The organism is Mesorhizobium sp. M0088 (assembly GCF_040322895.1).
GTDB lineage: Bacteria > Pseudomonadota > Alphaproteobacteria > Rhizobiales > Rhizobiaceae > Mesorhizobium.
Genome location: NZ_JAMYUI010000001.1, coordinates 255,312 through 281,034, shown reverse-complemented (window position 1 = coordinate 281,034; position 25,723 = coordinate 255,312). Strand labels below are relative to the sequence as shown.

The 25,723-nt window shown below is 63.3% G+C and carries 27 protein-coding genes; 7 read left to right on the top strand and 20 right to left on the bottom strand.

Going from position 1 to position 25,723, the window contains the following annotated elements; genetic code table 11:
* Positions 1–131 precede the first annotated feature (131 nt).
* From NKJ67_RS01285 to NKJ67_RS01225, 13 genes are all read right to left on the bottom strand, one after another.
* A complete protein-coding gene (locus NKJ67_RS01285; protein WP_256746727.1) occupies positions 132–554 on the bottom strand; it encodes a hypothetical protein in 423 nt (140 codons plus the stop codon).
* 9 nt (positions 555–563) lie between these two features.
* Complete coding sequence (gene ptsP, locus NKJ67_RS01280; RefSeq protein ID WP_352580177.1) at positions 564–2,150, bottom strand: phosphoenolpyruvate--protein phosphotransferase; 1,587 nt, start codon at positions 2,148–2,150, stop codon at positions 564–566.
* Positions 2,134–2,436 carry an HPr family phosphocarrier protein gene (locus NKJ67_RS01275; protein WP_256746729.1) on the bottom strand — a complete coding sequence of 101 codons (303 nt, stop codon included), beginning with the start codon at positions 2,434–2,436 and terminating at the stop codon, positions 2,134–2,136. Before NKJ67_RS01275 ends, ptsP begins: the two co-directional genes overlap by 17 nt.
* A gap of 21 nt (positions 2,437–2,457) precedes the next feature.
* A complete protein-coding gene (gene dhaM, locus NKJ67_RS01270) occupies positions 2,458–2,847 on the bottom strand; it encodes a dihydroxyacetone kinase phosphoryl donor subunit DhaM (protein ID WP_256746730.1) in 390 nt (129 codons plus the stop codon).
* Positions 2,844–3,446 carry a dihydroxyacetone kinase subunit DhaL gene (gene dhaL, locus NKJ67_RS01265; RefSeq protein WP_352580176.1) on the bottom strand — a complete coding sequence of 201 codons (603 nt, stop codon included), beginning with the start codon at positions 3,444–3,446 and terminating at the stop codon, positions 2,844–2,846. The genes dhaM and dhaL overlap by 4 nt, the downstream gene beginning before the upstream one ends.
* A 72-nt stretch (positions 3,447–3,518) precedes the next feature.
* Positions 3,519–5,162, bottom strand: coding sequence for a dihydroxyacetone kinase subunit DhaK (locus NKJ67_RS01260; protein WP_256746731.1), 1,644 nt, complete (start codon positions 5,160–5,162; stop codon positions 3,519–3,521).
* Positions 5,163–5,217: 55 nt separating this feature from the next.
* Positions 5,218–6,231, bottom strand: a complete 1,014-nt coding sequence (locus tag NKJ67_RS01255) for an ABC transporter ATP-binding protein (protein ID WP_352580175.1) — start codon at positions 6,229–6,231, stop codon at positions 5,218–5,220.
* Positions 6,224–7,336 carry an ABC transporter ATP-binding protein gene (locus NKJ67_RS01250; RefSeq protein WP_127320731.1) on the bottom strand — a complete coding sequence of 371 codons (1,113 nt, stop codon included), beginning with the start codon at positions 7,334–7,336 and terminating at the stop codon, positions 6,224–6,226. The genes NKJ67_RS01255 and NKJ67_RS01250 overlap by 8 nt, the downstream gene beginning before the upstream one ends.
* A 2-nt stretch (positions 7,337–7,338) precedes the next feature.
* Complete coding sequence (locus NKJ67_RS01245; protein ID WP_127320730.1) at positions 7,339–7,545, bottom strand: hypothetical protein; 207 nt, start codon at positions 7,543–7,545, stop codon at positions 7,339–7,341.
* Positions 7,542–8,492 (bottom strand): carbohydrate ABC transporter permease, encoded by a 951-nt coding sequence (locus tag NKJ67_RS01240; RefSeq protein ID WP_013528079.1) that lies wholly within the window; start codon positions 8,490–8,492, stop codon positions 7,542–7,544. The genes NKJ67_RS01245 and NKJ67_RS01240 overlap by 4 nt, the downstream gene beginning before the upstream one ends.
* Positions 8,489–9,436: a carbohydrate ABC transporter permease gene (locus NKJ67_RS01235; protein WP_032901495.1), complete on the bottom strand. Its 948-nt coding sequence runs from the start codon at positions 9,434–9,436 to the stop codon at positions 8,489–8,491. Before NKJ67_RS01235 ends, NKJ67_RS01240 begins: the two co-directional genes overlap by 4 nt.
* Positions 9,437–9,562: 126 nt before the next feature.
* Positions 9,563–10,894 (bottom strand): ABC transporter substrate-binding protein, encoded by a 1,332-nt coding sequence (locus NKJ67_RS01230; protein ID WP_127269189.1) that lies wholly within the window; start codon positions 10,892–10,894, stop codon positions 9,563–9,565.
* A 276-nt stretch (positions 10,895–11,170) separates the two neighbouring features.
* A complete protein-coding gene (locus tag NKJ67_RS01225) occupies positions 11,171–11,860 on the bottom strand; it encodes a PIG-L deacetylase family protein (RefSeq protein ID WP_127273168.1) in 690 nt (229 codons plus the stop codon).
* Positions 11,861–11,888: 28 nt separating this feature from the next.
* Here NKJ67_RS01225 and NKJ67_RS01220 point away from each other — a divergent pair, with 28 nt between their 5' ends.
* The 5 genes from NKJ67_RS01220 to nhaA all read left to right on the top strand — a co-directional run bounded on the left by NKJ67_RS01220 (position 11,889) and on the right by nhaA (position 18,878).
* Positions 11,889–12,779: a DMT family transporter gene (locus NKJ67_RS01220; RefSeq protein ID WP_127397038.1), complete on the top strand. Its 891-nt coding sequence runs from the start codon at positions 11,889–11,891 to the stop codon at positions 12,777–12,779.
* Positions 12,780–12,826: 47 nt separating this feature from the next.
* Positions 12,827–15,286 carry an ATP-dependent helicase HrpB gene (gene hrpB / locus NKJ67_RS01215; RefSeq protein ID WP_352580174.1) on the top strand — a complete coding sequence of 820 codons (2,460 nt, stop codon included), beginning with the start codon at positions 12,827–12,829 and terminating at the stop codon, positions 15,284–15,286.
* Between the two features lie 118 nt (positions 15,287–15,404).
* Positions 15,405–16,736 carry an ActS/PrrB/RegB family redox-sensitive histidine kinase gene (locus NKJ67_RS01210; protein ID WP_127383477.1) on the top strand — a complete coding sequence of 444 codons (1,332 nt, stop codon included), beginning with the start codon at positions 15,405–15,407 and terminating at the stop codon, positions 16,734–16,736.
* A gap of 85 nt (positions 16,737–16,821) precedes the next feature.
* Positions 16,822–17,385: an ActR/PrrA/RegA family redox response regulator transcription factor gene (locus tag NKJ67_RS01205; RefSeq protein ID WP_013528072.1), complete on the top strand. Its 564-nt coding sequence runs from the start codon at positions 16,822–16,824 to the stop codon at positions 17,383–17,385.
* Positions 17,386–17,681: 296 nt separating this feature from the next.
* Positions 17,682–18,878, top strand: coding sequence for a Na+/H+ antiporter NhaA (nhaA, locus tag NKJ67_RS01200; protein ID WP_127271565.1), 1,197 nt, complete (start codon positions 17,682–17,684; stop codon positions 18,876–18,878).
* 29 nt (positions 18,879–18,907) lie between these two features.
* Here the strand turns inward: nhaA and NKJ67_RS01195 are convergent, their stop codons facing one another.
* Both NKJ67_RS01195 and NKJ67_RS01190 read right to left on the bottom strand, forming a co-directional pair.
* Positions 18,908–19,408 carry an MmcB family DNA repair protein gene (locus NKJ67_RS01195; RefSeq protein ID WP_050596738.1) on the bottom strand — a complete coding sequence of 167 codons (501 nt, stop codon included), beginning with the start codon at positions 19,406–19,408 and terminating at the stop codon, positions 18,908–18,910.
* 76 nt (positions 19,409–19,484) lie between these two features.
* Positions 19,485–20,018, bottom strand: a complete 534-nt coding sequence (locus NKJ67_RS01190) for a hypothetical protein (RefSeq protein ID WP_352580173.1) — start codon at positions 20,016–20,018, stop codon at positions 19,485–19,487.
* Between the two features lie 158 nt (positions 20,019–20,176).
* Here NKJ67_RS01190 and NKJ67_RS01185 point away from each other — a divergent pair, with 158 nt between their 5' ends.
* The gene (locus NKJ67_RS01185; protein WP_352580172.1) at positions 20,177–20,380 is read left to right on the top strand and encodes a hypothetical protein; all 204 of its coding nucleotides are present in this window, start codon (positions 20,177–20,179) and stop codon (positions 20,378–20,380) included.
* 965 nt (positions 20,381–21,345) lie between these two features.
* Here the strand turns inward: NKJ67_RS01185 and NKJ67_RS01180 are convergent.
* Both NKJ67_RS01180 and cueR read right to left on the bottom strand, forming a co-directional pair.
* Positions 21,346–21,777 (bottom strand): OsmC family protein, encoded by a 432-nt coding sequence (locus tag NKJ67_RS01180; protein WP_127382669.1) that lies wholly within the window; start codon positions 21,775–21,777, stop codon positions 21,346–21,348.
* Between the two features lie 55 nt (positions 21,778–21,832).
* Entirely contained in the window at positions 21,833–22,258 is a 426-nt protein-coding gene (gene cueR, locus NKJ67_RS01175; RefSeq protein WP_128307715.1) for a Cu(I)-responsive transcriptional regulator, read from the bottom strand.
* A gap of 226 nt (positions 22,259–22,484) precedes the next feature.
* Here cueR and NKJ67_RS01170 point away from each other — a divergent pair, with 226 nt between their 5' ends.
* Positions 22,485–23,102 (top strand): L,D-transpeptidase, encoded by a 618-nt coding sequence (locus NKJ67_RS01170; protein ID WP_013528066.1) that lies wholly within the window; start codon positions 22,485–22,487, stop codon positions 23,100–23,102.
* Between the two features lie 113 nt (positions 23,103–23,215).
* Here NKJ67_RS01170 and NKJ67_RS01165 read toward each other — a convergent pair whose 3' ends face one another.
* The 3 genes from NKJ67_RS01165 to trpS form a co-directional block, all read right to left on the bottom strand.
* On the bottom strand, positions 23,216–23,785 hold the full coding sequence (locus NKJ67_RS01165) for a NifU family protein (RefSeq protein ID WP_023811631.1): 570 nt from the start codon (positions 23,783–23,785) through the stop codon (positions 23,216–23,218).
* A 155-nt stretch (positions 23,786–23,940) separates the two neighbouring features.
* Positions 23,941–24,432: a universal stress protein gene (locus NKJ67_RS01160; protein ID WP_013528063.1), complete on the bottom strand. Its 492-nt coding sequence runs from the start codon at positions 24,430–24,432 to the stop codon at positions 23,941–23,943.
* Positions 24,433–24,525: 93 nt separating this feature from the next.
* The gene (trpS, locus tag NKJ67_RS01155; protein WP_027039719.1) at positions 24,526–25,593 is read right to left on the bottom strand and encodes a tryptophan--tRNA ligase; all 1,068 of its coding nucleotides are present in this window, start codon (positions 25,591–25,593) and stop codon (positions 24,526–24,528) included.
* Positions 25,594–25,723: the final 130 nt, after the last annotated feature.

Here is a 25,723-nt window from a genome sequence, read left to right as displayed (position 1 = left end):
AATAGGCCTTCCAAAGCAATTCCAGGAAAAGTGTGTCGCGATTTTTCGTCCGGAATTGCGTAAAACAAAGCAATTCCAGGAAAAGTGCGTCGCGGTTTTCCGTCCGGAATTGCGTAAAACAAAGAGTTCGATCAGCTACCCTTGCCGGTGATGCTGGTGATCTTCTGGATAAAGTCGTTCACCGCTTTGTCGAGTGCGGCGTTCTGCTTGTCGTCGCCGAAATCCGGCACCACAAGCGAGACATGCCGCGTCTTGCGCATGCCTGCCGCGACCGAAATTTTCCCCGGATGCGCCTGATGGTAGGCGGCGAGAAACTGATCGCGCTCACCCGGACTGAAATGGCAGACCGAAAATATAGCCGGCAAATGTTTAGACGGGATCGGAATTGAATAGGCAGGACTGGAAATCTGTGTGACGAAGCTGCGGTGTTTGCCGAGCGCGTCGGCGAGGCGCTGGCGCATGCCGGACGGGCGCTGGTCGATGACGTGCGACAGGATCGTCTTGTAGGCTCGGATCGCCTCTTCGGAACCGGGTTCAGGTGTTTTTTCGACCATGCCCGGCGCCTAGACCGAGATATCCGCGATGGCCGCCTTGGCCATGGCGAGTTGCGCCGGAGCGACGGAAAGATCGCGCAGGCCGGCCTCGAGCAGTGACGGGATCGAGGCGGGATCGCCGCCTGCATCGCCGCACAGGCTGACCGGGATTCCTTCCCGCTGGCCAAACGCGGTCACGGCAGCGATCAGCCGCAGCACGGCCGGATGACGGACCGAATTGAGATGTGCCACGGCAGCGTTATCGCGGGCAGCCGCCATGACATACTGGGTGAGGTCGTTGGAGCCGATCGAGAAGAAGGCGGCATCAGCAAAGGCTTCCGGCAGGATCGCCACCGACGGCACCTCGACCATGATGCCGAGCGGCGGCATCTTGCTCGCGATGCCGCGCGCGGCAAGTGCGGTCTGCTCCTCGGCGAACATCGCCGCTGCCTGTCGGTATTCCTCCACAATGGCGATCATCGGAAACATCACTTTCAGATTGCCGTGCACCGCGGCGCGCAGCAGTGCCCGGATCTGTACACGAAACACCTCCGGCCTTGCCAGCGACAGCCTGATTCCGCGCAGGCCGAGGAACGGATTGCTCTCCTCGATGGTGAAGCCGGGCACCGGCTTGTCGCCGCCGGCATCGACGGTGCGGATCGTCACCGGTTTTTCACCAGCCCATTCCAGCACCTTGCGATAGGCGCGATACTGTGTCCCCTCGTCCGGCAGCGTCTTGCCGAACAGGAATTCGGTGCGCATCAGCCCGACGCCGTCGCAGGTGGCGATATCGATGCCGTCGACCTCGGACGGGTCGGCGATGTTGACCTGCATCCGCACCGCCGTGCCGGCCTTGGTGACCGCCGGTCGCGCCAGGAAGGTCCCGGCCCGATCGCGGCGCGCCCGGAATGATGAGGAGGATTGCCGAAAAGCGGCGATTTCGGTCCTGGAGGGCGACACCACGATGCCGCCATGTTCGGCGTCGAGCAGGGCGATGCCGGCGAGATGAGCCGGCGAAGCACCGAGACCGACGATCATGGGTACGCCGCGCGAGCGCGCCAGCATGGCGACATGGCTGGCCGTGCTGCCCGCCCTCAGCGCGATGCCGCCGCCGCTGCTCCAGTCGGTTTCGAGAAAACGCGTCGGCGCGATATCCTCGCCATAGAGGATGGCGCCGGCGGGCGGCTCGACGTTGCCAACCTCCGACAGAGCCCGCAGCACCTGGTCCCTGATATCGCGGATGTCGGCGGCGCGCGCGCGGAAATAATCCTGGTCCGAAGCATCGTAGCCGGCGATTTCAGCGTTAAGCGCCTGCCGCCACGCCGTGTCGGCCGGCAGGCCGGTGCGGATCGCGGTATAGGCCGGGCTGCTCAGCGCATCGTCTTGCAGCATGGCGATCTGAAACTCGAGAATGTCGGCGGCATCGCCCTCGGCCATCCCGATTATTGCAGTGAGACGGCCCGTGGCAATGCCGATTGCGGTTTCGAGCGCGGCCTTCTCATCGTCGGCTGTTTCTTTGCCGACATAGGAGCCGACAGTCTGGTCGAGGTCGAAGAGCGGCCCTTCGGCATAACCGGCCGAGGCCGAAATGCCTTTAATCCTAAGCGGTTCGCGCATGGTCCGCGCCTTCGTCGAAATCGCGCCGCACCAGTTCGACCAGCGCGTCGACGGCATCATTGGCGCCGTCACCGCTGGCCCTGATGCGCAGCACCGTGCCCTTCGGCGCCTTGGCCGCCATCACCTTGACGATGCTCTTGGCGTCGAACCATGGTCCGTTGGCAGCCAGCGCGATTTCCACCTCGGCGGCAAAGCTCTTGGCCAGCTTGGTGAACTTCACCGAAGGACGCGCGTGCAGACCCACCTCATGGGTGATCACAACGGTCGCTTCGGCGGATGCGGACATGTCTTCAAACTTCCCGTTCACTCACGACGGCGACAATTCATGCGCCGTCGCCGCCACTTCCCTGAGCGAGGCGCCGCCGGAGGCCTCGGTCGCCGCCATCACCGCGCCTTCGACGATCGGCGCGTTGCAGACGATGATCTTGTGCGAGCGTGGCTCGCCGATCATCTCCACCGCCATTTCCGAGTTGGTCTCGGCACCGCCGAGATCGACCAGAATGGCGACACCGGCTTCCGACCAGGCCTTGTCGATGGCGCCCATGATCGCCTCGACATCGGTGCCGAGCCCGCCATGGCCGTTTCCGCCGCACCATGCAAGCGGCACTTCGTCGCCGACCATCTGCCGCACCATGTCGGCCGTGCCCTCGGCAACCAGCGGCGAATGCGAAACGATGACGATGCCGACATTGCTCATGGCTGACCTTCCAGCGTTTCGACGATCGTGCGCACCAGAAGCGCGGTCGAACGTGCACCGGCATCCATGTGGCCGATCGACCGGTCGCCAAGGAACGACGCACGGCCGCGCAGGGCCTTCATCGGCACGGTCGCCTCGGCGGCCGCATCGGCGATACCTGCGATTTCCGGCGCCGTCTTTCCCTGCAGCAACGCGTCATGCACCGGCTGCAGCACGTCGAGCATGGTTTTTTGTCCAACCTGCGACTTGCCCCGTGCTGCCACCGCTTCGATCGCCTTGCCGAACGCCGCCGTCAGATTGGCGCGATCAGGCGCCGCTGAAATCTCCTTGCCGAGTGCCAGGAAAAGGGTGCCGAATAGCGGGCCGGAGGCGCCGCCGACCGTCATCACCAGCTTGGTGCCGATCGCCTTCAAGGCATCGGGCAGCGGCTTGGCCGAAAATGCTTCGGCTTCCGCGCGCACGGCCTCGAAGCCGCGCTTCATGTTCAGCCCGTGGTCGCCGTCGCCGATCGCCTGGTCGAGCGCCGTCAACTCCTCGGCGTGAGCGGCAATGGTATCCGCAGCGGCCGCGATCAGCCTGGCAAGGTTCAACGCCGCCATGTCACCCGCATTTCCGGTTTCCATGCCGCCCGCAGTATCGAAAGAACGCTCATTCGACAACTGGAGCATGAATCAGGCCGCTTCATGCAGCGCGGCCGCCGCCGCGAAAACCTCGGCCACTGCATAGGCGCCGGGGTCGGCCACGCCTTGCAGCTTGCTGCCGACATAGGCGGACCGCCCGGATTTTGCCCTGTCCATGGCAGCGGTGGCCTCGGCGCCACGTCGAGCCGCGATAGCCGCTTCGTCCAGGCTCCTGGCATCGAGCGCTCTGAGGGCTGGCTCGAGGGCATCGACCATGGTGCGATCCCCCATCCTGGCCCCGCCATAGAAAGTCATTCGGTCGAGGCCGGCAAGCAGCGCCTTGGCTAAGCTCGCGCCGCTCTCCAGAGCTTGCGCTGCGGCGGTGAAGAAGATCGACAGCAGCACGCCGCTGGAGCCGCCCATCGACGCGCTCAGAATGTCACCTATCGCGCCAAGGGTCGCCGCCGGCTCGGCAAGCGGCAGCGCATCAAGCCGCTCGAGAACACTGCGCGCGCCGGTCGCCACCGTCGAGCCGGTGTCGCCGTCGCCTGTTTTGGCGTCGAGCCCGTTCAACGTGGTTTCCAGCGCGATCAGCCGTTCGCAGGTGGTGACGAGAAGAGAGCGGGTCCGCGCATCCTGGCTGGGCTTGCGTGCCGCGCTCTGTCCGGCCGCTTTCGCCATCGGCACGACGGTAGGTGAAACAACCGGCTTTGCCGGCATCCAGGCGTGCGGACCGACCGGCGCCTGCAAGGCGGTTTCGCGCGCCGCATCCAGCCGGATCAGCGACAGCGAGAAGCCGTTCATGTTGAGCGCCGTCATCAGCGGGCCCGGGCCGATCGTCAGCTTGATGGTCTTGGCGAGCGGCGATGCAAGCACCGCATTGGCGACGACAGACATTTCGAGCGGCGGCACGGAGCCGAGATTGTTGATCAGCAAGGCGTAGGTGGCCTCGGGATCAAGCCGTGCCGCGAGGCGCTCCACCATGATCGCCACCAGTCTGTCGGCACTCTGCACCGCAATCCTTTCGACGCCCGGCTCGCCATGAATGCCGAGGCCGAGTTCACCATCGTTCTCGCCAAACCTGTCTTCGTGCGGCTGGCCGGGGATCGAGCAGGACGACAGCGACATGCCGAGCGAAACGATATCCTTCGCCGCCGCGCGAGCGGCCGTTGCGACGAATGCCAGATCATGGCCGGCCTCCGACAGATGGCCTGCGATCTTGTGCACGAACAAGGTGCCGGCAACGCCGCGCGGCTGGTTGATGTCCGGCAGCGCGATGTCGTCGGCGACGATCACCATCTCTACATGAAATCCTTCGGCGCGCGCCTTCTCGGCGGCCAAGCCGAAATTGAGGCGGTCGCCGGTGTAGTTCTTGACGATCAGCAGGCAGCCGGCCGGACCGCTGACCGCCCGGATGGCCGCCAGCACGGCTTCGACGCTTGGCGAGGCAAAGATCTCGCCTGAGACCGCCGCCGTCAGCATGCCCTTGCCGACGAAGCCGGCATGTGACGGTTCGTGCCCGGCCCCGCCGCCCGAGACGACGCTGACTTTCGTCTTGTCCCAGTCGGCGCGCAGGATGACCTTGATCTCAGGATAGCCGTCGAGGCGCGCGAGATCGCCTGATCCGATGGTCCGCAACAGGCCGTCCAGCGCCTCGGTGACGATCGTTTCCCTGCGATTGAAAAAGTGCTTCATCGAATTCGTCCCGTACTGGCAAAGTCAAAACCGGTGCTGAATCACCGAAAACCGCTCACATCAATCGCTGTCCATCGGCGCCGAAATACAGCGGCGCCCGGTAGCGGATCACCACTTTGTCGCCCTGCGCCAGATCCGTGTCGGGATCGGTCAGCGTCACCAGTTTCTTGGTCCCCACCGTCACATGCAAATGGTTCTGATCACCGAGATGCTCGACCCAGTCGACGATGCCGTCGGCATGACCATTCGCGGCCTTCGCGATCGTCAGATGTTCGGTGCGCGCGCCGATCGTCTTGGTGCCGGCCGGTGCGCCGCCGTCAGGCAGCAGTCCGGTTGGCAGAAGATTGATCGCCGGCTGGCCGAGCCTTGCCGCGACATGCAGGTTTGCCGGCTCTGAATAGATGGTGCGCGGCGAGCCGATCTGCACCAGCACGCCCTCGGTGAGGATGCCGATGCGGTCTGCCATCGTCATCGCCTCGATCTGGTCGTGGGTGACGTAGAGCATAGTGGCGCCGAGTTCGGTCTGGATGCGCTTCAGCTCGAGCCTGAGATCGCCGCGCAGCTTGGCATCGAGCGACGACAGCGGCTCGTCCATCAGATAGATCGAAGGCTTGCGCACCAGCGCGCGACCGATGGCAACGCGCTGCATTTCGCCGCCCGAAAGCTTGGTCGAGCGATTGGCGAGCTTGTGATGGATGCGCACCATCCTGGCCACCTCCTCGACCCGGCGGCGGATCTGGTCCTCCGGCATTTTCCGCGCCGGCGAGCGCAGCGGGAAGGCGAGGTTGTCGAATACCGACAGATGCGGATAGAGCGAGTACTGCTGGAAGACGAAGGCGGTGTCACGCTCGGCCGGCGACAGCGTCGTGGCATTGTGTCCACCGATCTCGATCGTGCCGGTATCCGGCCGTTCCAACCCGGCGATGAGCCGCAGCGTCGTTGTCTTACCGGCCCCGGTCGGCCCGAGCAGCACGACGAATTCGCCATCTGCTATGTGCAGGTCGAGGCCGTCGACGGCGACATGGTCGCCGAAACTCTTGGTCACGTTTTTGATGTGCACCTCAGCCATGCTGGGCTCTCCGCTCCGAGGCGACATCGTGGATCGCGGTTCTCACCGCGCGGCCCGATCCCTTCTCGAACAGCGACAGCCGCGCGCTGCTCAGCGTCAGGCCGACATGGTCGCCGGTGGAGAGCCGGATTTCGGCCGGCACGCGTGCCTTGATGATACCGTCCGCCGTCTCCACCGCGACGATCTGCGTGGTGCCGAGATATTCGGTGCCGTAGATGGCACCGCGCAGCTTGGAAGCATCGTCGAAGCGTATGTGCTCCGGGCGGATGCCGAGGGCCATGTCGCTGGGTGCGATATCCTCGCGCACCTCCGGCACCGCGACCTTCGCACCTTGCACGATGATCTCCCTGGCGCCTTTGGCCAGCCCGCCGCCAAATCCCAAAAAGTTCATCGGCGGCGAGCCGATGAAGTCGGCGACGAACATGGTCGCCGGGCGGTCGTAGATTTCGCGTGGACTTCCGAACTGTTCGATGACGCCATGGTTCATCACCGCGATCTTGTCGGCCATCGACATCGCTTCCATCTGGTCGTGCGTGACATAGACCGTCGTGGCACGGATGCGGTTGTGCAGTTCGCGCAGTTCATGGACCATCAAATCGCGGAATTCGGTGTCGAGCGTGCCGAGCGGCTCATCCATCAGGAAGCATTTTGGCCGCCGCACGATGGCGCGGCCGAGCGCGACCCGCTGGCGGTCACCACCGGCAAGTCCGGAGACGGATTTGTTGAGCAGATGATCGATGCGCAGCAGTTTTGCTGTTTCCTCGACACGGGTGCGGATCTCGGCCGAAGGCATGCCTTGCGCCAACAGCGGGAAGCCGATGTTCTTGCGCACGTTCATGTGCGGATAGAGCGCGAACAGCTGGAAGACGAAGGCGATGTCGCGCTCGCGTGCCCGCAGCATGGTGACATCGTCGCCGCCGAGCAGGATCTGGCCGCCGGTCGGCAGTTCGAGCCCGGCTATCATGCGCAAGGTCGTCGTCTTGCCGCAGCCCGACGGCCCGAGCATGACGAAGAACTCGCCATCCTCGACGACGAAGTTGGAATCCTGCACGGCGACGAAATCGCCGAAGGCCTTTCTCAGGTGCTGGACGCGGATTTCGGCCATGATTATTCCGGGAATTTCGAGACGATGATGAACATCACGGTGCCGGCGAGCATGGTGATGAAGGAGTAGGTGTAGAGCGACAGCGCGAAGGGCTGGAACAGCATCAGGAAGCCGATGGCGATCAGCGCCGTGGCGATGTTTTCCATCAGCCCGCGCCTGGCCCAGACCGGCCAGCGCGACTTGCGTTTCTGAGGCTTGGTCATGCTCATTTGCGCACCGCGCCGAAGGTGATGCCGCGCAGCAATTGCTTGCGGAGCAGAATGGTGAAGACCAGGATCGGCACCAGGAAGATCGTCGTGCCGGCCGCGACCGCCGGCCAGTCCTGGCCGCCTTCGCCGATGATGGTTGGGATGAAGGGCGGCGCGGTCTGCGCGGTGCCCGAGGTCAGGAGTGCCGCGAACGCATACTCGTTCCAGGCGAAGATCAGGCAGAAGATCGCGGTCGCTGCAATGCCGGTCGTCGCTTGCGGCAGCACGGTGCGCCAGAAGGCCTGCAGCCGCGTATAGCCGTCGATCATCGCCGCCTCTTCGTACTCGCGCGGGATTTCGTCGATGAAGCCTTTCAGCAGCCACACCGCCAGCGAAACATTGACCGCCGTGTAGAGCAGGATCATGCCGAGCGCCGTGTCCGACAGGCCAAGCTCGCGGTACATCAGATAGATCGGAATGGCGACGGCGATCGGCGGCATGAAGCGCGTCGACAGGATGAAGAACAAAAGGTCGTCGGCGAGCGGCACCTTGAAGCGCGAGAAGCCATAGGCCGAGAGCGTGCCGAGGAACACGGCGCAGAAGGTCGAGCCGAAGGCGATGATCAGCGAATTGACGAAGCGCGGCAGGAAGTTGGACGGGCCGGCGATCACCATGTTGCGCTTGCGCGTGGTCTCGTCGCAGAAGCCTGTCGCCGGGCCCAGCGAGTTGATGTATTCCGGCGTCTGCCGGGTCCGCGTCGTGAACAGATTGCAGTAGCCCTCAAGGCTTGGCTGGAACAGGATCTTGGGCGGATAGGCGATCGAATCCGGCGGCGTCTTGAAGCTGGTGGCGAAGATCCACAGCAGCGGCACGATCGAGATCAGCGCGTAAAGTACGATGATCGTGCCGGCGATCCGTTTCGAGTTGCTGCTCGGTGCGACGACCGAATGGGCTGTGGTCAGGCTCATCTCTGCTTCACCTTGTTCAGCGCCTTGACGTAGATGTTGGCGAGGCCGAACACCGCCACGAAAAGAATGATTGCGAAGGCCGAGGAATAGCCGGTGCGCCAGCTTTCGAAAGCCTGCCGCTTCAGCGTTATCGAGGCGACCTCGGTGGTCGAGCCCGGCCCGCCGCCGGTCAACAGATTGACCATGTCGAACATCTTGAAGTTCTCGATGCCGCGAAACAGCACAGCCAGCATGATGAAGGGCAGCGCCATCGGCAGCGTGATCGACCAGAATTGCCGCCAGTTGGAGGCGCGGTCGACCTCGGCCGCCTCGTAGATGTATTCGGGGATGGAGCGAAGGCCCGCGAGGCAGATCAGCATCACGTAGGGTGTCCACATCCAGGTGTCGACGATGATGATCGACCAGGGCGCCAGCGACACGTTGGAGAGCATCTGGATATCGGTCGGCGGGATCCTCGTGACGAAGGATATGGCGTAGGCGAACAGGCCGATCTGCGGCTCATAGAGGAAGCGCCAGAAATTACCGACCACCGCCGGCGACAGCATCATGGGCACCAGGATCAGCGTCGTCCAGAAGGCGTGGCCGCGGAACTTCCTGTCGATCAGCCAGGCCAGGGTGAAGCCGATCAGCGTCTGCAACAGGATGGTCCAGAACACGAAATGCGCCGTCGTCTGCATGGCGATCCAGATATCCTTGTCGCCGAGGATGCGCTGGTAGTTGGCAAAGCCGAGGTTCTTCACCACCTCGTTCGGGCGGTTGGCGCGGTAGTTGGTGAACGACAGATAGATCGCCCAGAACAGCGGAAAGATGTTGATGGCCAGCAGCAACAGGATCGTCGGCGAGATGAACAGCCAGGCGAGGCCCTTGTCGCTGATGCCCCGGACCTTGCGGGCCAACGGCTCCGGAGTCGCCCGGGCAACGTTCTCCGCGGTCCGATTGAGCATGGTGAGTCCTGCTTCGGTCACTTGGTCGTCTCTGTCATGGAATTTATCTGAACTGCGTCCCGTGCCAAGGGCGGCACGGGACGCATGGGTCGAGCTCGGGAGGAGCCGGGTTACATCTTGCCCCAGTTACATCTTACCGTCGTCCTGGAAGACCTGCGTCCAGTCCTTGACCAGGCCGTCCAGCGCATCCTTGGCCGAACCTTGGCCGGCGACGACATAGTCGTGGAAACGCTTCTGCGAGGCCTGCAGCAGCGGGGCGTAGCTCGGCTCGGCCCAGAAGTCCTTCACGATGGCCATCGAGTCGAGGAAGGTCTGCGCGTAGGGCTGGCTGGCCGGGAAGCCCGGGTCCTTGACCACCGCGTTGAGGCAGGAATAACCGCCGAGCGACCACCATTTGGCCTGCACCTCCTTGTTGGCGAACCACTTGATGTATTTCAGCGCCGATTCCTGCTTGTCGGAATAGGACACCACTGAGATACCCTGGCCGCCGAGCTGGGCGAACTGCTCGCCGTCAGGCCCCTTCGGGTTGACGAAGTAGCCGATCTTGTCGCCGCCGACATTCTCGTCCTTCTGCAGGCCCGGCCACGTGAAGGCGAAGTTCATGTGCATCGCCACCTGGCCGGATTTGAAGGCGTCGACCCCTTCGCCCATGTAGCTGTTCGACGCGCCGGGCGGGGTGCAGCAATCATAGAGCGCCTTGTAGAACTCCAGGCCCTTCACCGACTTGTCGGAGTTGACGAAGCCTTCCATTTCGTAGGGCTTCTTGGGGTTTTCGTACTGGAAGCCATAGCTGTAGAGCACGTCCATGGCGCCCATGGTGATGCCTTCCGAGCCGCGCTCGGTGTAGATCGAGGCGCCGTAGACGGTCTTGCCGTCGATCTCACGCTTCTGGAAGAACTCGGCGACCTGCTTCAACTGGTCGAAAGTGGTCGGCGGGCCGAGATCCCAACCGTACTTCTCCTTGAATTCCTTCTGCAGTTCCGGCTTGGAGAACCAGTCCTTGCGATAGGTCCAGCCGACGACGTCGCCCATGGCCGGCAGCGCCCAGTAGTTCGGCGTGTTCTTCGGCCATTCCGAATAGCCGACGACGGTTGCCGGCACGAAATCGTCCATGCTGATCTTCTCCTTGTCGAAGAAGTCGTTCAGCTTGACGTAATGGCCGTTCTCGGCAGCGCCGCCGATCCACTGGCTGTCGCCGATGATCAGGTCGCACAATTTGCCGTGCGAGTTCAGCTCGTTGAGGAAACGGTCGGCATAGTTGGTCCATGGCACGAACTCGAATTTCATGCCGATGCCGGTTTCCTTGGTAAAATCCTTGGACAGTTCGACAAGCGCGTTGGCCGGGTCCCAGGCGGCCCAGCACAGCGTCAGGTCTTCAGCGTGCGCGACGTTCGAGACGGCTGTCGACGCTGTGATCGCCGAGGTCAGTCCCAACGCCAGTTTCAAGCTCGATTTCATGACTTCCTCCCATTTGCGAAACGCGCCCGGATGACGGTTTCAAAAAGCCCTCAACCCCTCTCCTCAGGGGCCCAAACATGGCTGCGCGGTACGCTGCGGATGTTTAGTAATTTGTTTAGTGATGCAATTTTTACTAAACAAAGCAAGCGAATTCGTTGCTGCGCCGCAGCATGTTTGTCGCGATGTCTGAAAACGTTGGAGAAGCGCGGCTCGCTGGTCGGCTTACCGAAGCTGTTCAGGCCGATTGTGACCAGGACGTGGGGTCGCCTCGGCTTCTCAACCGACCCTTCTGGTGCTCACCATCACCTTCCGGATCGGCGGTGCCGGCGGCAGCAGCATACGGATATCGGCGAACGGGAACGACGGTTCGAAGCGGAAGGCTTCGGCCGAGGAGCCTTGCGCGCCGTTGCACTGGCCGGCGCGAAAGGCGTTCTGTGTCCGCGCGATGTCGACGAAGCGGTCGGGATCCTGCGACTGATGCATTCGGATCGCTTCGGCCTTGACGTCGGCATGGGCGGAAATGTCGACATAGTGCGTCGGCGAAAAACCGGTGCCTCCCATCGTGTCGGCATGCAGCACCGGGACGGCGAAAGACGCCGCGATGCGCACGCCGTCCGACAGCGCGCGATGGTCGGCATGATAGTCGTTGGGCGCATGCGTGATCACCAGATCCGGGCCGGTTTGACCAATCAGTGCTTTCAGAGCTCCGATCAGCGCTGCATCGGCCACCAACTCGCCGTCCGGGAAGTCGAGGAAGCGTGGCATCGCGCCTACCAGCGCAGCCGCGGCCGTTGCTTCATCGCGACGGACACGAGCGAGAACAGCGGGATCACTCGTGCCGCCCCTGGCACCATCCGTGGCCATGGCAAAAGTGAGCTCTGCGCCTTGCGCGGCATAGGCGGCCATCGTACCGAACATGAAGATCTCGATGTCGTCCGGATGGGCACCGAGCGCCAGGATTTTCAAATCACTCTCTCCCCGGAACTGGAACAACGTGACGAACGGAATCCTGCTCGCCCTGATCGCCTACGCAAGCTATTCGGGCAGCGATGCCGTTGTCAAAAGCCTGGGCGGTCAACTCACGATCTTCGAGATCGGCTTTTTCATAACTTTGTTCGCGGGCTTCTTCCTGTTCTTCACGCGACCTGCGGGCGAACGCTGGCGCGATTTCTGGCGTACCAAAAGACCATGGGCGGTGCAGGCGCGCGCCTGGGCGGGCATCGCTTCCGGCGTGCTCAGCGTCTACGCCTTCACCACCATTCCTCTGGCCGAGTCCTATGCGCTGATCTTCCTGGCGCCGCTCTGCGTCACCATTCTCTCCACGGTGATCCTCAAGGAGAAGGTCGGCCCCTGGCGCTGGCTGGCGGTGGTCGCCGGTTTTGCCGGCGTCATGCTGGTGGTGCGGCCTGGCTTTCGCGAACTCAATCTCGGCCATCTTGCCGCCTTCGGCGTTGCTTTCCTCGCGGCCACCAGCGTCATCCTGATGCGCTCGCTGGCGCAGCAGGAAAAGCGCACCACCATGCTCGGCGTGCTGGTCGGTTGCGGCCTGCTGTTCAACGGCATCGGTGCCGCCGCCACCGCCTTTACTGTTCCCAGCGGAAAGCAGTTGCTGTGGCTGGCAATGGCCGGTGCCTTCACCGCGGGTGGACAATTCCTGCAGCTGCTGGCCATGAAATACGCGCCCGCCAACCGCGTCGCGCCGACGCATTATTCGCAGATCGCCTGGGCGGTGATCCTCGGCGCGTTGTTCTTCCAGGAATATCCGGACGGGCTGTCGCTGGTTGGCCTGGCGGTCGTTGGCGGCGCCGGCCTTTTGACCATGGTTCGTGAGGAAGCGCGGCTGGGCACCGTGCGCTGGAACCCGTTTTCGCGCACCCGGCTTTAAACCGACTCTGGTTGCGCCTTGGCCGTAACCGCTGATATGCGGGCGCCATGACCACAAAACCCCTGCCGGAGCTTCCTGTATCCGCCGTGCTGCCGGCGCTGACGGAAGCGCTCGGCCATGGCAACAGCGCCGTGCTGGTGGCGCCGCCGGGCGCCGGCAAGACGACGCTGGTGCCGCTGGCGCTGCTTGACGCGCCTTGGCTCGGCGCCGGCAAGATCATCCTGCTTGAACCGCGCCGGCTCGCCGCCCGCGCCGCCGCCCGCCGGATGGCTGAATTGCTTGGTGAGGAACCTGGCGCCACCGTCGGCTATGCCATGCGCATGGAAAACCGCATTTCGGCAAAGACCAGGATCGTGGTCGTCACCGAAGGCGTGCTGGCGCGCATGATCCTCGACGATCCCGAACTGCCCGGTGTTTCGGCTGTCATTTTCGACGAATTCCACGAGCGCTCGCTCGACGGCGATTTTGGTCTCGCTCTGGCGCTCGACGTCCAAGGGGCGCTCAGGCCGGATCTGCGCTTGGCAGTGATGTCGGCGACGCTCGACGGCGCGCGTGTCGCCAAACTCATGTCGGGCGCGCCGGTCGTCGAAAGCGAGGGTCGCGCCTTCCCCGTAGACATCCGGTATGACGAACGCCCCGCCGGCATCGCCATCGAGGACGCGATGGCCAAGGCGATCCGCGCTGCCCTTGCCGACGAGAGCGGCAGCGTGCTTGCCTTCCTGCCCGGCCAGCGCGAGATCGAGCGCACCGCCGAACGGCTGGCCGGCAAGGTCGGCACCGATACCGACATCGTCCCGCTCTACGGCATGCTCGACGGCAAGGCGCAGGACGCGGCGATCAAGCCGCCGCCGGCCGGCCGCCGCAAGGTGGTGCTGGCCACCTCGATCGCCGAAACCTCGATCACCATCGACGGCGTGCGCGTCGTCATCGATTCGGGCCTGTCGCGGCTGCCGCGCTATGAGCCGGCCAGCGGCCTCACCCGGTTGGAGACCGTGCGCGTCAGCAAGGCTTCCGCCGACCAGCGCGCCGGCCGTGCCGGGCGCACGCAGCCAGGCGTCGCCATCCGGTTGTGGCGGGCCGAGCAGACGGCTGCACTCCCCGCCTTCACGCCGCCGGAAATCCTTGAGGCCGATCTGTCCGGACTGCTGCTCGATTGCGCTGCCTTCGGCGTTGCCGATCCGGCAGGGCTCGCTTTTCTCGATCCGCCGCCTGTTCCGGCCCTTAATGAGGCAAGGGGGCTACTACGCGCGCTGGATGCCATCGACGAGACGGGGCGCCTGACGGAGGCGGGTGCAGCGATGCGCAAGCTCGCTCTGCCGGTGCGGTTGGCGCACATGGTTGCCGAGGCAGCCCGGAGCGGCCATGCCTTCGAGGCGGCGATGCTTGCCGTGCTGCTCACCGAACGCGGCCTTGGTGGCGACGGCGCCGATCTGGAGCGACGGCTGATGCGCTTTCGCGGGGAAAGATCTCCGCGCGCTACCGCCGCCAAGCAGCTCGCCGAAAGGCTGGCAAGGCAGGCTGGCGGGGCGAAGGGCAGCGAAGCTGCGGCCGCCGGTCCCCTGCTCGTCCACGCCTGGCCGGATCGGGTGGCGAAGGCGCGTGGCGAGCGTGGCCGTTTCGTGCTGGCCAACGGCTCTGGCGCCATGCTCGACGCCGCCGACCCGCTGGCGGGCGAGCCCTTTCTGGTCGTCGCCGACCTGCAGGGCAAGGCACAGAATGCGCGCATCACGGCGGCGGCAGCGATCGGCGAGGACAATGTCCGCGCCGCGCTGGCGGACAGGATCGAGGTCCGCCGTGAAACGAGCTTCGACCGCGACAAGCGCGCCGTGCGCGTCCGCGAAACCGTGCGCCTTGGCGCCATCACGCTTGCCGAGCGCATGCTGCCGCCGCCAATCGGTGCTGACGCCGACCGCGACGTCCTCGATGCGGTGCGCCAGCACGGGCTGTCGCTGCTGAATTGGAGCAAGGAGGCGCAAACGCTGCGCCAGCGGCTTGGCTGGTTGCATCGCGGCCTTGGCGCGCCCTGGCCCGACATGGCGGATGACGCCCTCATCGAGCGCCTCGACGACTGGCTGCTGCCTTACCTGTCCGGCGCGGCATCCTTTGCCGCCATCGATGCGGGCGTTGTCTCGGCCGGGCTGGCCAGCCTCGTGCCACACGATCTGCAGCGCAGGATCGATACGCTGGCGCCGACCCATTTCGGTGCTCCGTCGGGCAGCCATGTGCCGATCCGCTATGACGGCGAATGGCCGGTGCTGGCGATTCGCGTGCAGGAGCTGTTCGGCCTCGACCGCCATCCTTCGATCGCCAATGGCGCCGTGCCGCTGACGCTCGAACTCCTGTCGCCGGCACACCGGCCGATCCAGACGACGCGCGACCTGCCCGGCTTCTGGCGCGGCTCCTGGGCCGATGTGCGCGCCGACATGCGCGGCCGCTATCCCAAGCATGTCTGGCCGGAAAACCCGCTGCTCGCGACCGCCACCGCCCGCGCCAAACCCAGAGCATGATCCCAAAAAGTGGAAGCCGGTTTTTGGAAAAGATCATGCTCAAACAAGAAGTAGAGCTCCGTTCCGACTCCTCGGATTGGGGCTGTACCTAGCGTTTGCCGCTTCGCGGCTGTAATTCATGGCCATGATCAACGTTTTGCGTTCGCCCGATTTCCAGCAGAGCCAGAGACTGCGCCTCAACACGCTGATCCGGTTGCGCTGGCTTGCCATTGTCGGTCAGAGCCTGACGGTGCTCGTCGTCGCCTATGGGCTGAAGTTTCCGCTGCCGGTCAGCCTCTGCTTTGCCCTGATCGCCTGTTCGGCCTGGATGAACCTGTTTCTCGCCTTCCGATTTCCGGCGGCGCACCGGCTGACGCCGCTTGCCGCCTTCGGCATCCTCATCTTCGACAGCCTGCAGCTTGCCGGCCTGCTCTACATGACCGGAGGCCTCACCAACCCGTTCTCGTTGCTGATGACCGTGCCTGTCGTCATTTCGGCGACATCGCTGCCCCTGCGCCTGACCGCCATCCTCGGCGGGCTGGTCATGTCGGCGGCGACCTTTCTGGTCTTTGTCCACCTGCCGCTGCCCTGGCATGAGGACGCGCCGCTGGCGATGCCTTTTCTCTATGTCGCGGGCATGTGGATGGCGGTGCTGTCCTCGATCGCCTTCACCGCCATATACGCCTTCCGGGTGGCCGCCGAAGCCCGGCTTCTGGCAAATGCGCTCGCCGCAACCGAGCTGGTGCTGCAGCGCGAGCAGCACCTTTCGGCCCTCGACGGGCTGGCCGCGGCGGCCGCGCACGAGCTCGGCACGCCGCTCGCCACCATCGCGCTTGTCGCCAAGGAGATGGAAAAGGCGCTCGGCAAGGATCCGAAATATGGGGAAGACGTAACGCTGTTGCGTTCGCAGAGCGAGCGTTGCCGCGAGATTCTCAAGCGGCTGACCAGCCTGTCCTCCGAGGGCGAAGCGCATCTTTCTCGGCTGCCATTGACCTCGCTGGTCGAGGAGGTCACCGCGCCGCACCGGGACTTCGGCATCTCGATCAAGCTTCGGCCCGGCGAACGCATCGGCCCCGAGCCGGTCGGGCGACGCAATCCGGGCGTCATCTACGGCCTCGGCAATTTGGTCGAGAACGCCGTCGATTTCGCCCGCAAAAGCGTCACCGTGCACTGGAGCTGGGACGAGGCCACCGTCACCTTCTCGATCATAGATGACGGCCCCGGCTTTCCGGCCGAGATCATCGACCGCATCGGCGAGCCCTATATGTCGACGCGTCAGGGCAATGAAACCGGCGGCGGTCTGGGCCTCGGCCTGTTCATCGCCAAGACCCTGCTCGAACGCTCCGGTGCCGTGCTCGATTTCCGCAATTCGAGCGGCCTGGGCGAGGGCGCCATGGTACAGATATCGTGGCCGCGTGGTGTGTTCCTCAATCCGGAAATCACTTCGGCCAGCATGTTCGACACCGCCTGAGAGCCTTGAAGGACCTCTAAAAATTGGACAATCGGGCTCAGGAACTATATTTGCGTAAAATTAAGGCAGCAGGAATTTTGAGACTATGACAGGCGACGAGAATATTGGCGCAATGGTTGAAGGCGAGGACACCTCGCTGCTTGTCGTCGATGACGACAAGCCGTTCCTCACGCGTCTGGCCCGCGCCATGGAAGCCAGGGGCTTCGTGGTCGAGACGGCCGAGAGCGTCGAGGAGGCGGTTGCCAAGGCGCGCGCCAATCCACCCGCCTACGCCGTGGTCGACATGCGGCTCGGCGACGGCAACGGCCTCGACGTGGTCGCGGCCATCCGCGAAAAGCGTGAGGATTCCCGCACCATCATCCTGACCGGCTATGGCAACATCGCCACCGCGGTGACCGCGGTGAAGCTCGGTGCGGTCGATTATCTCTCCAAGCCCGCCGACGCCGATGATATCTTCGCTGCACTCACCCGCACCGCCGGCGAGCGCGCGGCGCCGCCTGAAAACCCGATGTCGGCCGACCGCGTCCGTTGGGAGCATATCCAGCGCGTCTATGAGATGTGCGAGCGCAACGTCTCCGAGACAGCGCGCCGGCTCAACATGCACCGCCGCACCTTGCAGCGCATACTGGCCAAGCGCGCGCCACGTTAGGATCGCAGGGTGTCGCTTGGGGCCAAGTTTGTAACCAGCGGCGGAGAGGGCCCAATCGCCGAAGTCAGCGCCGCCCCTCATCGCCCTGCCGGGCACTTCTCCCCGTATAGTGACGGGGAGAAGGGGCTAGCCGCAACCTAGGCGTAATTTCTGTAACGTTGGTGATTGGCGAAATCATAAATGACGGCATCCTCTCCCCGTCACTATACGGGGAGAGGATGCCGGCAGGCAGGTGAGGGGCGGCGCTAGCGCTTGGACAATGAAGCCCGCCAAACAGGCGGCTTAACGGAGGCGACATGCAGGATCTGAAGCAGCGGCCGGTTTCCGTCTTCCGCGAATTTCTCGATAGCGAAGCGGCCGGCGGCATCATCCTGATGGTGGCGGCGGCACTGGCCCTGATCGTCGCCAATTCGCCGCTCGCCGAAACCTACTTCTCCGCGCTCCACGCCTATCTCGGCCCGCTCAGTGTCTCGCACTGGGTCAATGACGGGCTGATGGCGGTGTTCTTCCTGCTCGTCGGACTGGAGATCAAGCGCGAGATGCTGGACGGCCAGCTCTCCACCTGGCCCCGGCGCGTGCTGCCCGGCATCGCCGCCGCCGGCGGCATGCTGGTTCCGGCACTCGTCTATGTCGCCGTCAACCGCAACAATGCGGCAGCCCTATCCGGCTGGGCGATCCCGACCGCCACCGACATCGCTTTCGCACTCGGCGTGCTGTCGCTGCTCGGCAGCCGCGTGCCGGCTTCGCTGAAGGTGTTCCTCACAGCACTCGCCATCATCGACGACCTCGGTGCCGTCATCATCATCGCCATCTTCTACACCAGCGGCCTTTCGCTGGCTTATCTGGGTGCTGCCTTCGCCGTCATTGCCGCGCTTGTCGTGCTCAACCGCATGCGGGTGATGACGCTGGTTCCCTATCTCGTGCTCGGCGTCATCCTGTGGGTGCTGGTTCTGAAATCCGGCGTCCATGCCACGCTCGCTGGCGTGGCGCTGGCGCTGACCATCCCGCTTGAGCGTTCCGCCGGGATCGGCCACGATCTCGACCGTTCGCCCCTGCACCGGCTCGAGCACGGCCTGCACAAGATTGTGGCCTTCGTCGTCATCCCGATCTTCGGCTTTGCCAATGCCGGCGTTTCGCTCGCCGGTCTCAGCGTCAGTGCGCTGATTGAGCCGTTGACGCTGGGTGTCGCCGCCGGCCTGGTGGTCGGCAAGCTGGTCGGCGTGTTCGGCTCCTCGGCACTTGCCATTAGGCTCGGTCTTGCCGACCTGCCCGCCAATGCCGGCTGGACGCACATGATCGGCATATCGCTGCTGTGCGGCATCGGTTTCACCATGAGCCTGTTCATCGGCCTGCTCGCCTTCGCCGGCGATGTGGCGTTGCAGGACGCGGTCAAGGTCGGCATCCTCGCCGGTTCCTTCATCGCCGCTATCCTGGGCGCTGCCGTGCTGCTCATGGCGCCCGCCAGGGGTGGCGTGGAGGACGGTGAAGAGTAGAGGCAGTCTTAGGACTTGGGGGACAATCGCTACTCGCTCTCACCCTCCAGCGCCGGCACCGACACGCCGGCAAGCTCTGCCGCCAGCAGCCGCGAAGCGCCGGCCCGCGCGATCCGCAGCATCAGCGCTTTGCGCGTTGCCGCTGCCATGCGGTGCTCGGGCGCATCGCGCAGGATCTCGGCGCCGTAGCCGTCGGAGAGGATGAAGCCGCACTCCTGGGGAAATATCTCCGAGGGCACGCCGGGATGGGTGGCGAAGAAGAAGCGGTCGGAATGCAGCCGGTAGTCGGGCCATTTGCGGTCGACCCTGAAATCCTCGATCGAGGATTTGATCTCGATGATCCAGATATCGCCCTGCCGGGTCAGCGCGACGAGGTCGGCGCGGCGGCCCGTGGCCAGCGACAGTTCGGGCAACACATGTGCGCCCATATCCATGAGCAGCCGCTGTACGCCGCGCCGCACCAGCATGGCGCGTTCGGACTGGCGGCCGTCGATGAGAGGATTGATGAGGATGGGGGAGATGATCGGCATGCCAGGCACCATGCCAGATTTTGTTCACGGTTTGAACCTGTTTTTGTTAGCGTGCCGACAGGCGTCCTAAGTGGTGTTATTTTGGTCGCGGCGTTGGAATGGGGATATGTGGCAGCGACGTTGAATCTCGTAGCGAGTTTGTCCGGGTCTCAATAATGTTCTCAATGACAATTGGAGGCTGATCGCCCCCGCCTGATGAGGACATCTTGGCGGCCGCGACCAAAGCGATAGCTCCAATGATGGATGCGTAGAGCGTGGCTTTCGCACCGTCCGACCAGTCAGCGACATCAAAGAGCTTGCCGGCCTTTGGGGTGATGCTTTCCGCCTGCACTGTAGCTTGGGCTGGGGTGATCTCGTTACGCTGAAGCCGCCTTACGATCTCGCGCAACGCACCAAGCGCAGCCGGGGAAATGCTGTCGTCAAGTAAGATGTTCATCCGGTCGCCTGTCGTCTCGTATCGGCCCGGAAGAATTTCCGACATCGCACCACATTGCGGGCAATTGGTTCGGGAGTGAAGAAAAGTCCCTGAGGAATTGCCAGTGATGGCAATTGCGGTCGCTTGGAAAACACCATGAACCGGGCAAAAGGCAATCGGATGATGCACTGCCAAAACGAAATCCCCGCCCTGTGGTGAGGTCAAAAACCTAGCACATGGCAGCGTATGTTCGCAAAGTACATAACCGCCTTTATGCAAGCGACTATATATTCGATATACCCGGATATACCCAAAAGAGGTCAGGCATTAATCCTTGAAAGATTGAGCTTGTGGTGCACACCATCGTTCTCATGGGGACGGGCGGCGCAAAATTGAACAGCACTGATGGTGAACAAATGTGGGCCTTTGACCTTGACGCTCTGCGCAAGGCTTTCAGAAAGTCCGTTCAGGAGCACAAGGTCACGGCGGCTGATTGGGCGGAACACGCCAAGCAGTTCCTCGAAAAACAGAGAGATCGTCAGCGCGAATCGACCTGATGTGCCGCGCCGGGCAACTTCCAATTGGCAGCTTTAAGATAGCAGGAAAAAAGTCTTTGCGCGTTACCAACCAAAGTCAGATGCAACCGCTTTAGTTCCGCGAATGTCGAATTGCATAAGCAGGGAGACGTCACTTCGACATTTCCGTGAAGGCGCAACCCATCTGCGGGTGGCGCATGGCTTTCTGTAAATTAGCTAAAGCTAATTTAAGTGAAAGGTGATATTTTGGAAGCAGCCGGGGCTCCCCCAATACACCCCGCTCCGGTCAGGCCCGGTGGCGGTCCACCCAAAGGAAGACTACCGGGCCGATCCCTGCAACCAACCGGTGATCCGCTCGTTGATCCCATGCCGGGTTGATCCCCCGGCACTCCAGGACCTGCCCGCTGCCGAGGGGCGGCGGGCCTTTTTTGCCGATTGGATTCAAGCCCGCAGCGATAGCGAAGGCTCCGGCGGATGCCGGAGCCTTCGCGTTTGGTGATCCCGTCAGAAGTGGATCCAGAAGGATCTGCGGAAACATCTGCGGCGCCAAGAACCATTGCGCCAATAGCGACGGCAAACCCGCCTCCACCCGCGTCGGCGACGGCGGCGGTGCCATCTGCGGTGCCGCACGAACTCGACGCCGTCCTGAACATCGGGACCATCCGGGCCGAGAATGTCGTCGGATGATTTGTCGAGTTCATCGAGAATGCCGGGCCCCGTATCAGGGATGCCGGCCAGGGCGGTGGCAGGACGCGCGATTGCGACGACGGTCGCAGCCCCTGCAAGCCCAAGCATTCCAGTCAGAAACAATCGCCGATCCATGCCAACCTCCATCGTTGATCATTGCGACAAGGGAAGACATAGAGCGGCAGATTGACGCGCCCAGATGCCGAAGAAAATTGGGTCAATCCCCCTGCCGTGCCGGCGGCGGATCTTTTTAGCGGTCTCCGACAATCCACGCGGCCAAATGCGCCTGTTCCCAGGGATCATTCCTCCGACAAGCCGGTCGCCGTTGCGTCCGTTTCGATGCTCACCGGCACGCCCTGGCGCAGGGAGTTGCTGACCGTGGAAATCGCCGCGGCCCTTGTGATGATCTCCGCCGGGTCGGAGCCGTCCAGCGTCGTGCATGAAACCTTCATGATTGACGAGGTCGCGAGCAAAGGCTTGCCTTCGAGGTTCAGCGTGACGGTCACCGCGATCTTGTTGAGCGTTACACCCATTTCCTCGGCGACGTAGCGAAGGTCGTTGCAGAAGCAGCCGCCGATCGCCAGGGCGAGCAGTTGGCCGCCATTGAAGCCCAGGCCCATGCCGCCAGCCTTGCCTTCGGGCCGGTCGACGATGATCGTGTGGCCGCCGGCCCAGCCCATGGCGGCTTGCGTGTCCTCCACATTGCGCAGTTCGACGGTCATCGAGACCATTGCGGATGTCCTTCCGGCAGGAGTCGACCAAGCGTCGGGCCTCGTCGACGTACGGTCATTGTGCAGGCGCAGAGGCGCCCTTGTCGTTGGGCAACGCCGCCCCCGCCATGTCATCAAGGATCGGACAATCCGGCCTCTCGTCGCCGTGGCAGGCATGGATCAGTTTCTGCAGCGTCGAGCGCATCGACTGCAACTCGCGCACTTTCTCCTCGATCGCCGTGACATGGGCGGCGGCGATTTCGCGCACGTTCTGGCTGGCGCGGCTGCGATCCTGGTAAAGCGCCATCAACTGGCGGCAATCGTCGATGGAAAAGCCCAGATTGCGCGCGCGGCGCAGGAAGGCCAGCCGATGGATGTCGTCTCCGGAATAATCGCGGTAGCCGTTGGCGGCCCGCGCCGGGGCGATCAGGCCGATCTCTTCATAGTAGCGGATAGTCTTGGCCGGCAGGCCGGAGCGGTGGGCGGCGTCACCGACATTCATGACGGTTCTCCTCGATTTCCAGGAGCCCATGGAGCAGGCCCCTTGAATTTGCTTCACAATCCTGTGAGTCCTGTTGCCAAAATGCCATAGTGATACGCTTACCGGTACGTCAAGGCAGGCATATAGGCATCGCGCGCTTGGCAAGCAAAGCAAATGCCAGCATGAATGACGATGAGAGAGCGGCCGACTCGTGCCGCCGAAGTTGGGCGGGGCACCGGATCACCTGATGCGCATGAAGTCGTTTGCAATCATCGCCGCACTGGCGCTCTCCACTGCTATCGCCGGTTGCAGCACCATCGGCTCGCAGATCTTCTCCAACGACTACGGCGCGGTCACCGACGCCGGTTATCAGCTGCCGCGGATCCCGATCGAGAAAGTGCCGATGAAGTACCATCGGCAGGAAGTGAACTACGACAGCCCGGAAAAGCCGGGCACGATCATAGTCGATACGCAGAACAAGTTCCTCTACTTCATCGAGGGCGACGGCAGGGCCATTCGCTACGGCATCGGCGTCGGCCGCGAGGGCTTCGAGTGGCATGGCACCGCCCACATTGCGCTCAAGCGCGAATGGCCGACCTGGACACCGCCGAGGCAGATGATCCAGCGCCAGCCGGAATTGGAAAAGTTTGCCGGCGGCATGGAGCCGGGCCTGAAGAACCCGCTCGGCGCGCGCGCCATGTACCTGTTCAACAAGGGCGGCGATTCGGGCTATCGCCTGCATGGCAGCCCGGAATGGAATTCGATCGGCAAGGCTATGTCGTCTGGCTGCATCCGCCTAATGAATCAGGACATTATCGACCTCTATGACCGCGCCTCGGTCGGCGCCAAGGTCATCGTTCTCTAGAGGCAGTTTTCGTACGCGGACCGTCTAGGCAACAACGGACGTCCCAAGCAGAAAACCGGGCAATTCGGCCCGGTTTTTTGTTGTTTGCCTCTAATGCCTCGAGAAGGAGGTCTCTACGAGACCTGCTCGACCTGCTGCACTTCCGGCACGAAATGGCGCAGAAGGTTCTGGATGCCGTGCTTCAGCGTCGCCGTCGAGGACGGGCAGCCGGCGCAGGCGCCCTTCATGTGCAGGAACACCGTGCCGTTCTCGAAGCCGCGGAAGGTGATGTCGCCTCCATCCTGGGCGACCGCCGGGCGCACCCGTGTATCGAGCAGTTCCTTGATGGTGATGACCAGCTCCTCGTCGGCCTTGTCGTAGAACTCACCGGTCTGGCTGGTCTCTGCGGCCGGGCCAGCCTTGGCCATGACGGGCGCGCCGGACATGAAATGCTCCATGATGGCGCCGAGGATCGCCGGCTTCAAATGCTGCCAGTCGGGGCCATCCTTGGTCACGGTGATGAAGTCATAGCCGAAGAAAACGCCGGTGACGCCAGGAATTTCGAACAGCCGGCCGGCCAGCGGCGAGGCGACGGCGGCGCTGTCCGCATCGCGGAAATCGGCGGTGCCTTCCAGAAGCACTTCCTTGCCGGGCAGGAATTTCAGCGTCGCCGGGTTTGGCGTCGATTCGGTCTGGATGAACATGGCCGTCTCCGTGCCCGTTTGGGCATCTAGTTTGGAACAATTCTAAATAGGCTCAATTGGCTGGACATTCAAGCGAAACGCATCGCCGGAACAGCTGGCCGGCGGAATGTTTTTTCGCGCCATCATCGGACCAGCATCACCTGAAGAGCAGAATCTCAGGCCAGGCTGTCGATTTCCTCGTCCGACAGGTTCTGCGGCACGACAGTCACCGGGATCGGGAAGGCGGCACCCTTGCCGGCCACGGCGCCGACCAGTGGCCCCGGGCCTTCCTTGCCCGCACCGGCGGCCAGCACCAGGATGGCGATGTCCTGGTCTTCCTCGATCAATTTGTGGATCTCTTCCGTCGGCTTGCCTTCGCGCACCACCATCTCGGGCTCGATGCCGAGCTTCTGGCGCACCTTGTTGGCATAGCTGTCGAGCGCGGCGCGCGCGGTGGCGTTGGCTTCCTCGCGCATGATCTTCTCGACACCCAGCCAATGCTGGAAATCGTCCGGCACGATGACATAGAGCAGCACCAGCGTGCCGCTGGTGCTCTGCGCCCGTTTCGAGGCATAGGCGACGGCGCGCTCACATTCCGGCGTGTCGTCGATGATCGTCAGGAATTTCCTGCGATGGCCGGCTTCGCGGCTGAGGCGTTTGGAGACCATGTCTATCTACTCGGTGTCTTGCGGCCGCAATCTGCCACTGCGGGGGACCGGCGGCAAGCCGCCGGCCTTGTGCCAGTGCACCCGATGTCGCGATCAGCCCTGCAGCAGGCCGATAATGTCGCGCACCGTCTTCATCGTCGCTTCGGCCAGCACGCCGGCGCGCTCGCCGCCATCCTTGAGCACCGCGTCGACATAGGCGCGGTCATCCGAAATGCGGCGCATCTCGCTGGCGATCGGCGCCAGTTTTTCCACTGCAAGATCGGCCAAGGCCGGCTTGAACACGGAAAACTGCTGGCCGGCGAATTCCTTGAGTACATCCGCCTTCGACATCTCGGCGAGACCCGCATAGATGCCGACCAGGTTCTCCGCCTCGGGTCGGCCGGCCAGGCCGTCCAGCTCGCTCGGCAACGCTTCCGGGTCGGTCTTGGCCTTGCGGATCTTCTTCGAGATGTCGTCGGCATCGTCGGTCAGGTTGATGCGCGACAGATCCGACGGGTCCGATTTGGACATTTTCTTGGAGCCGTCGCGCAGCGACATGATGCGCGCCGCCGGCCCGCCGATGACCGGTTCGGTCAGCGGGAAATAGCCGTTCACGGTCTCTTCGCCGACCTGCATCTCGACGCCGACGCCAAGGGCCGCGATGCGGTCGGAGAAGTCGTTGTTGAATTTCTGTGCGATGTCGCGGGTGAGTTCCAGATGCTGCTTCTGGTCCTCGCCCACCGGCACGTGGGTGGCACGGTAGAGCAGGATGTCGGCAGCCATCAGCGAAGGATAGGCAAGCAGGCCGAGCGAAGCGTTCTCGCGATCCTTGCCGGCCTTGTCCTTGAACTGCGTCATGCGGTTCATCCAGCCGATGCGCGCCACGCAATTGAAGATCCAGGCAAGCTCGGCGTGCTGCATGACCCGCGACTGGTTGAAGACGATGTGCTTCTTCGGGTCGATGCCCGAGGCAAGGAACGCAGCGGTGATCGACCGCGTCTGATCGGCTAGGTCTTCATAAACGAGTTGGGCTGTCAGCGAATGCAGGTCGACGACGCAATAGATGCAATCGGAGGTGTCCTGCAGGGCAACGAATTTCTTGATGGCGCCGAGATAGTTGCCGAGATGCAGATTGCCGGTCGGCTGGACACCGGAAAAGACGAGTGGCTTGAAGGCGGTCATGATTGTCCTCATGGCTTGTGGAGGGCCGTATAAGCGTGATTCCGAAAAGCTGCAGACTTTTCGGAGCCAATCGCGCGGCTGGAAACCGCGCGCGGCGAAAGTCTTGCGACGGCGCGCTTATGGACGAAGA

Excerpts from the sequence above, each read along its gene's own strand:
- NKJ67_RS01285 (WP_256746727.1), bottom strand. The coding sequence starts at position 554 with ATGGTCGAAAAAACACCTGAACCCGGTTCCGAAGAGGCGATCCGAGCC.
- ptsP (WP_352580177.1), bottom strand. The coding sequence starts at position 2,150 with ATGCGCGAACCGCTTAGGATTAAAGGCATTTCGGCCTCGGCCGGTTAT.
- NKJ67_RS01275 (WP_256746729.1), bottom strand. The coding sequence starts at position 2,436 with ATGTCCGCATCCGCCGAAGCGACCGTTGTGATCACCCATGAGGTGGGT.
- dhaM (WP_256746730.1), bottom strand. The coding sequence starts at position 2,847 with ATGAGCAATGTCGGCATCGTCATCGTTTCGCATTCGCCGCTGGTTGCC.
- dhaL (WP_352580176.1), bottom strand. The coding sequence starts at position 3,446 with ATGGCGGCGTTGAACCTTGCCAGGCTGATCGCGGCCGCTGCGGATACC.
- NKJ67_RS01260 (WP_256746731.1), bottom strand. The coding sequence starts at position 5,162 with ATGAAGCACTTTTTCAATCGCAGGGAAACGATCGTCACCGAGGCGCTG.
- NKJ67_RS01255 (WP_352580175.1), bottom strand. The coding sequence starts at position 6,231 with ATGGCTGAGGTGCACATCAAAAACGTGACCAAGAGTTTCGGCGACCAT.
- NKJ67_RS01250 (WP_127320731.1), bottom strand. The coding sequence starts at position 7,336 with ATGGCCGAAATCCGCGTCCAGCACCTGAGAAAGGCCTTCGGCGATTTC.
- NKJ67_RS01245 (WP_127320730.1), bottom strand. The coding sequence starts at position 7,545 with ATGAGCATGACCAAGCCTCAGAAACGCAAGTCGCGCTGGCCGGTCTGG.
- NKJ67_RS01240 (WP_013528079.1), bottom strand. The coding sequence starts at position 8,492 with ATGAGCCTGACCACAGCCCATTCGGTCGTCGCACCGAGCAGCAACTCG.
- NKJ67_RS01235 (WP_032901495.1), bottom strand. The coding sequence starts at position 9,436 with ATGCTCAATCGGACCGCGGAGAACGTTGCCCGGGCGACTCCGGAGCCG.
- NKJ67_RS01230 (WP_127269189.1), bottom strand. The coding sequence starts at position 10,894 with ATGAAATCGAGCTTGAAACTGGCGTTGGGACTGACCTCGGCGATCACA.
- hrpB (WP_352580174.1), top strand. The coding sequence starts at position 12,827 with ATGACCACAAAACCCCTGCCGGAGCTTCCTGTATCCGCCGTGCTGCCG.
- NKJ67_RS01210 (WP_127383477.1), top strand. The coding sequence starts at position 15,405 with ATGGCCATGATCAACGTTTTGCGTTCGCCCGATTTCCAGCAGAGCCAG.
- NKJ67_RS01205 (WP_013528072.1), top strand. The coding sequence starts at position 16,822 with ATGACAGGCGACGAGAATATTGGCGCAATGGTTGAAGGCGAGGACACC.
- nhaA (WP_127271565.1), top strand. The coding sequence starts at position 17,682 with ATGCAGGATCTGAAGCAGCGGCCGGTTTCCGTCTTCCGCGAATTTCTC.
- NKJ67_RS01195 (WP_050596738.1), bottom strand. The coding sequence starts at position 19,408 with ATGCCGATCATCTCCCCCATCCTCATCAATCCTCTCATCGACGGCCGC.
- NKJ67_RS01180 (WP_127382669.1), bottom strand. The coding sequence starts at position 21,777 with ATGGTCTCGATGACCGTCGAACTGCGCAATGTGGAGGACACGCAAGCC.
- cueR (WP_128307715.1), bottom strand. The coding sequence starts at position 22,258 with ATGAATGTCGGTGACGCCGCCCACCGCTCCGGCCTGCCGGCCAAGACT.
- NKJ67_RS01170 (WP_013528066.1), top strand. The coding sequence starts at position 22,485 with ATGCGCATGAAGTCGTTTGCAATCATCGCCGCACTGGCGCTCTCCACT.
- NKJ67_RS01165 (WP_023811631.1), bottom strand. The coding sequence starts at position 23,785 with ATGTTCATCCAGACCGAATCGACGCCAAACCCGGCGACGCTGAAATTC.
- NKJ67_RS01160 (WP_013528063.1), bottom strand. The coding sequence starts at position 24,432 with ATGGTCTCCAAACGCCTCAGCCGCGAAGCCGGCCATCGCAGGAAATTC.
- trpS (WP_027039719.1), bottom strand. The coding sequence starts at position 25,593 with ATGACCGCCTTCAAGCCACTCGTCTTTTCCGGTGTCCAGCCGACCGGC.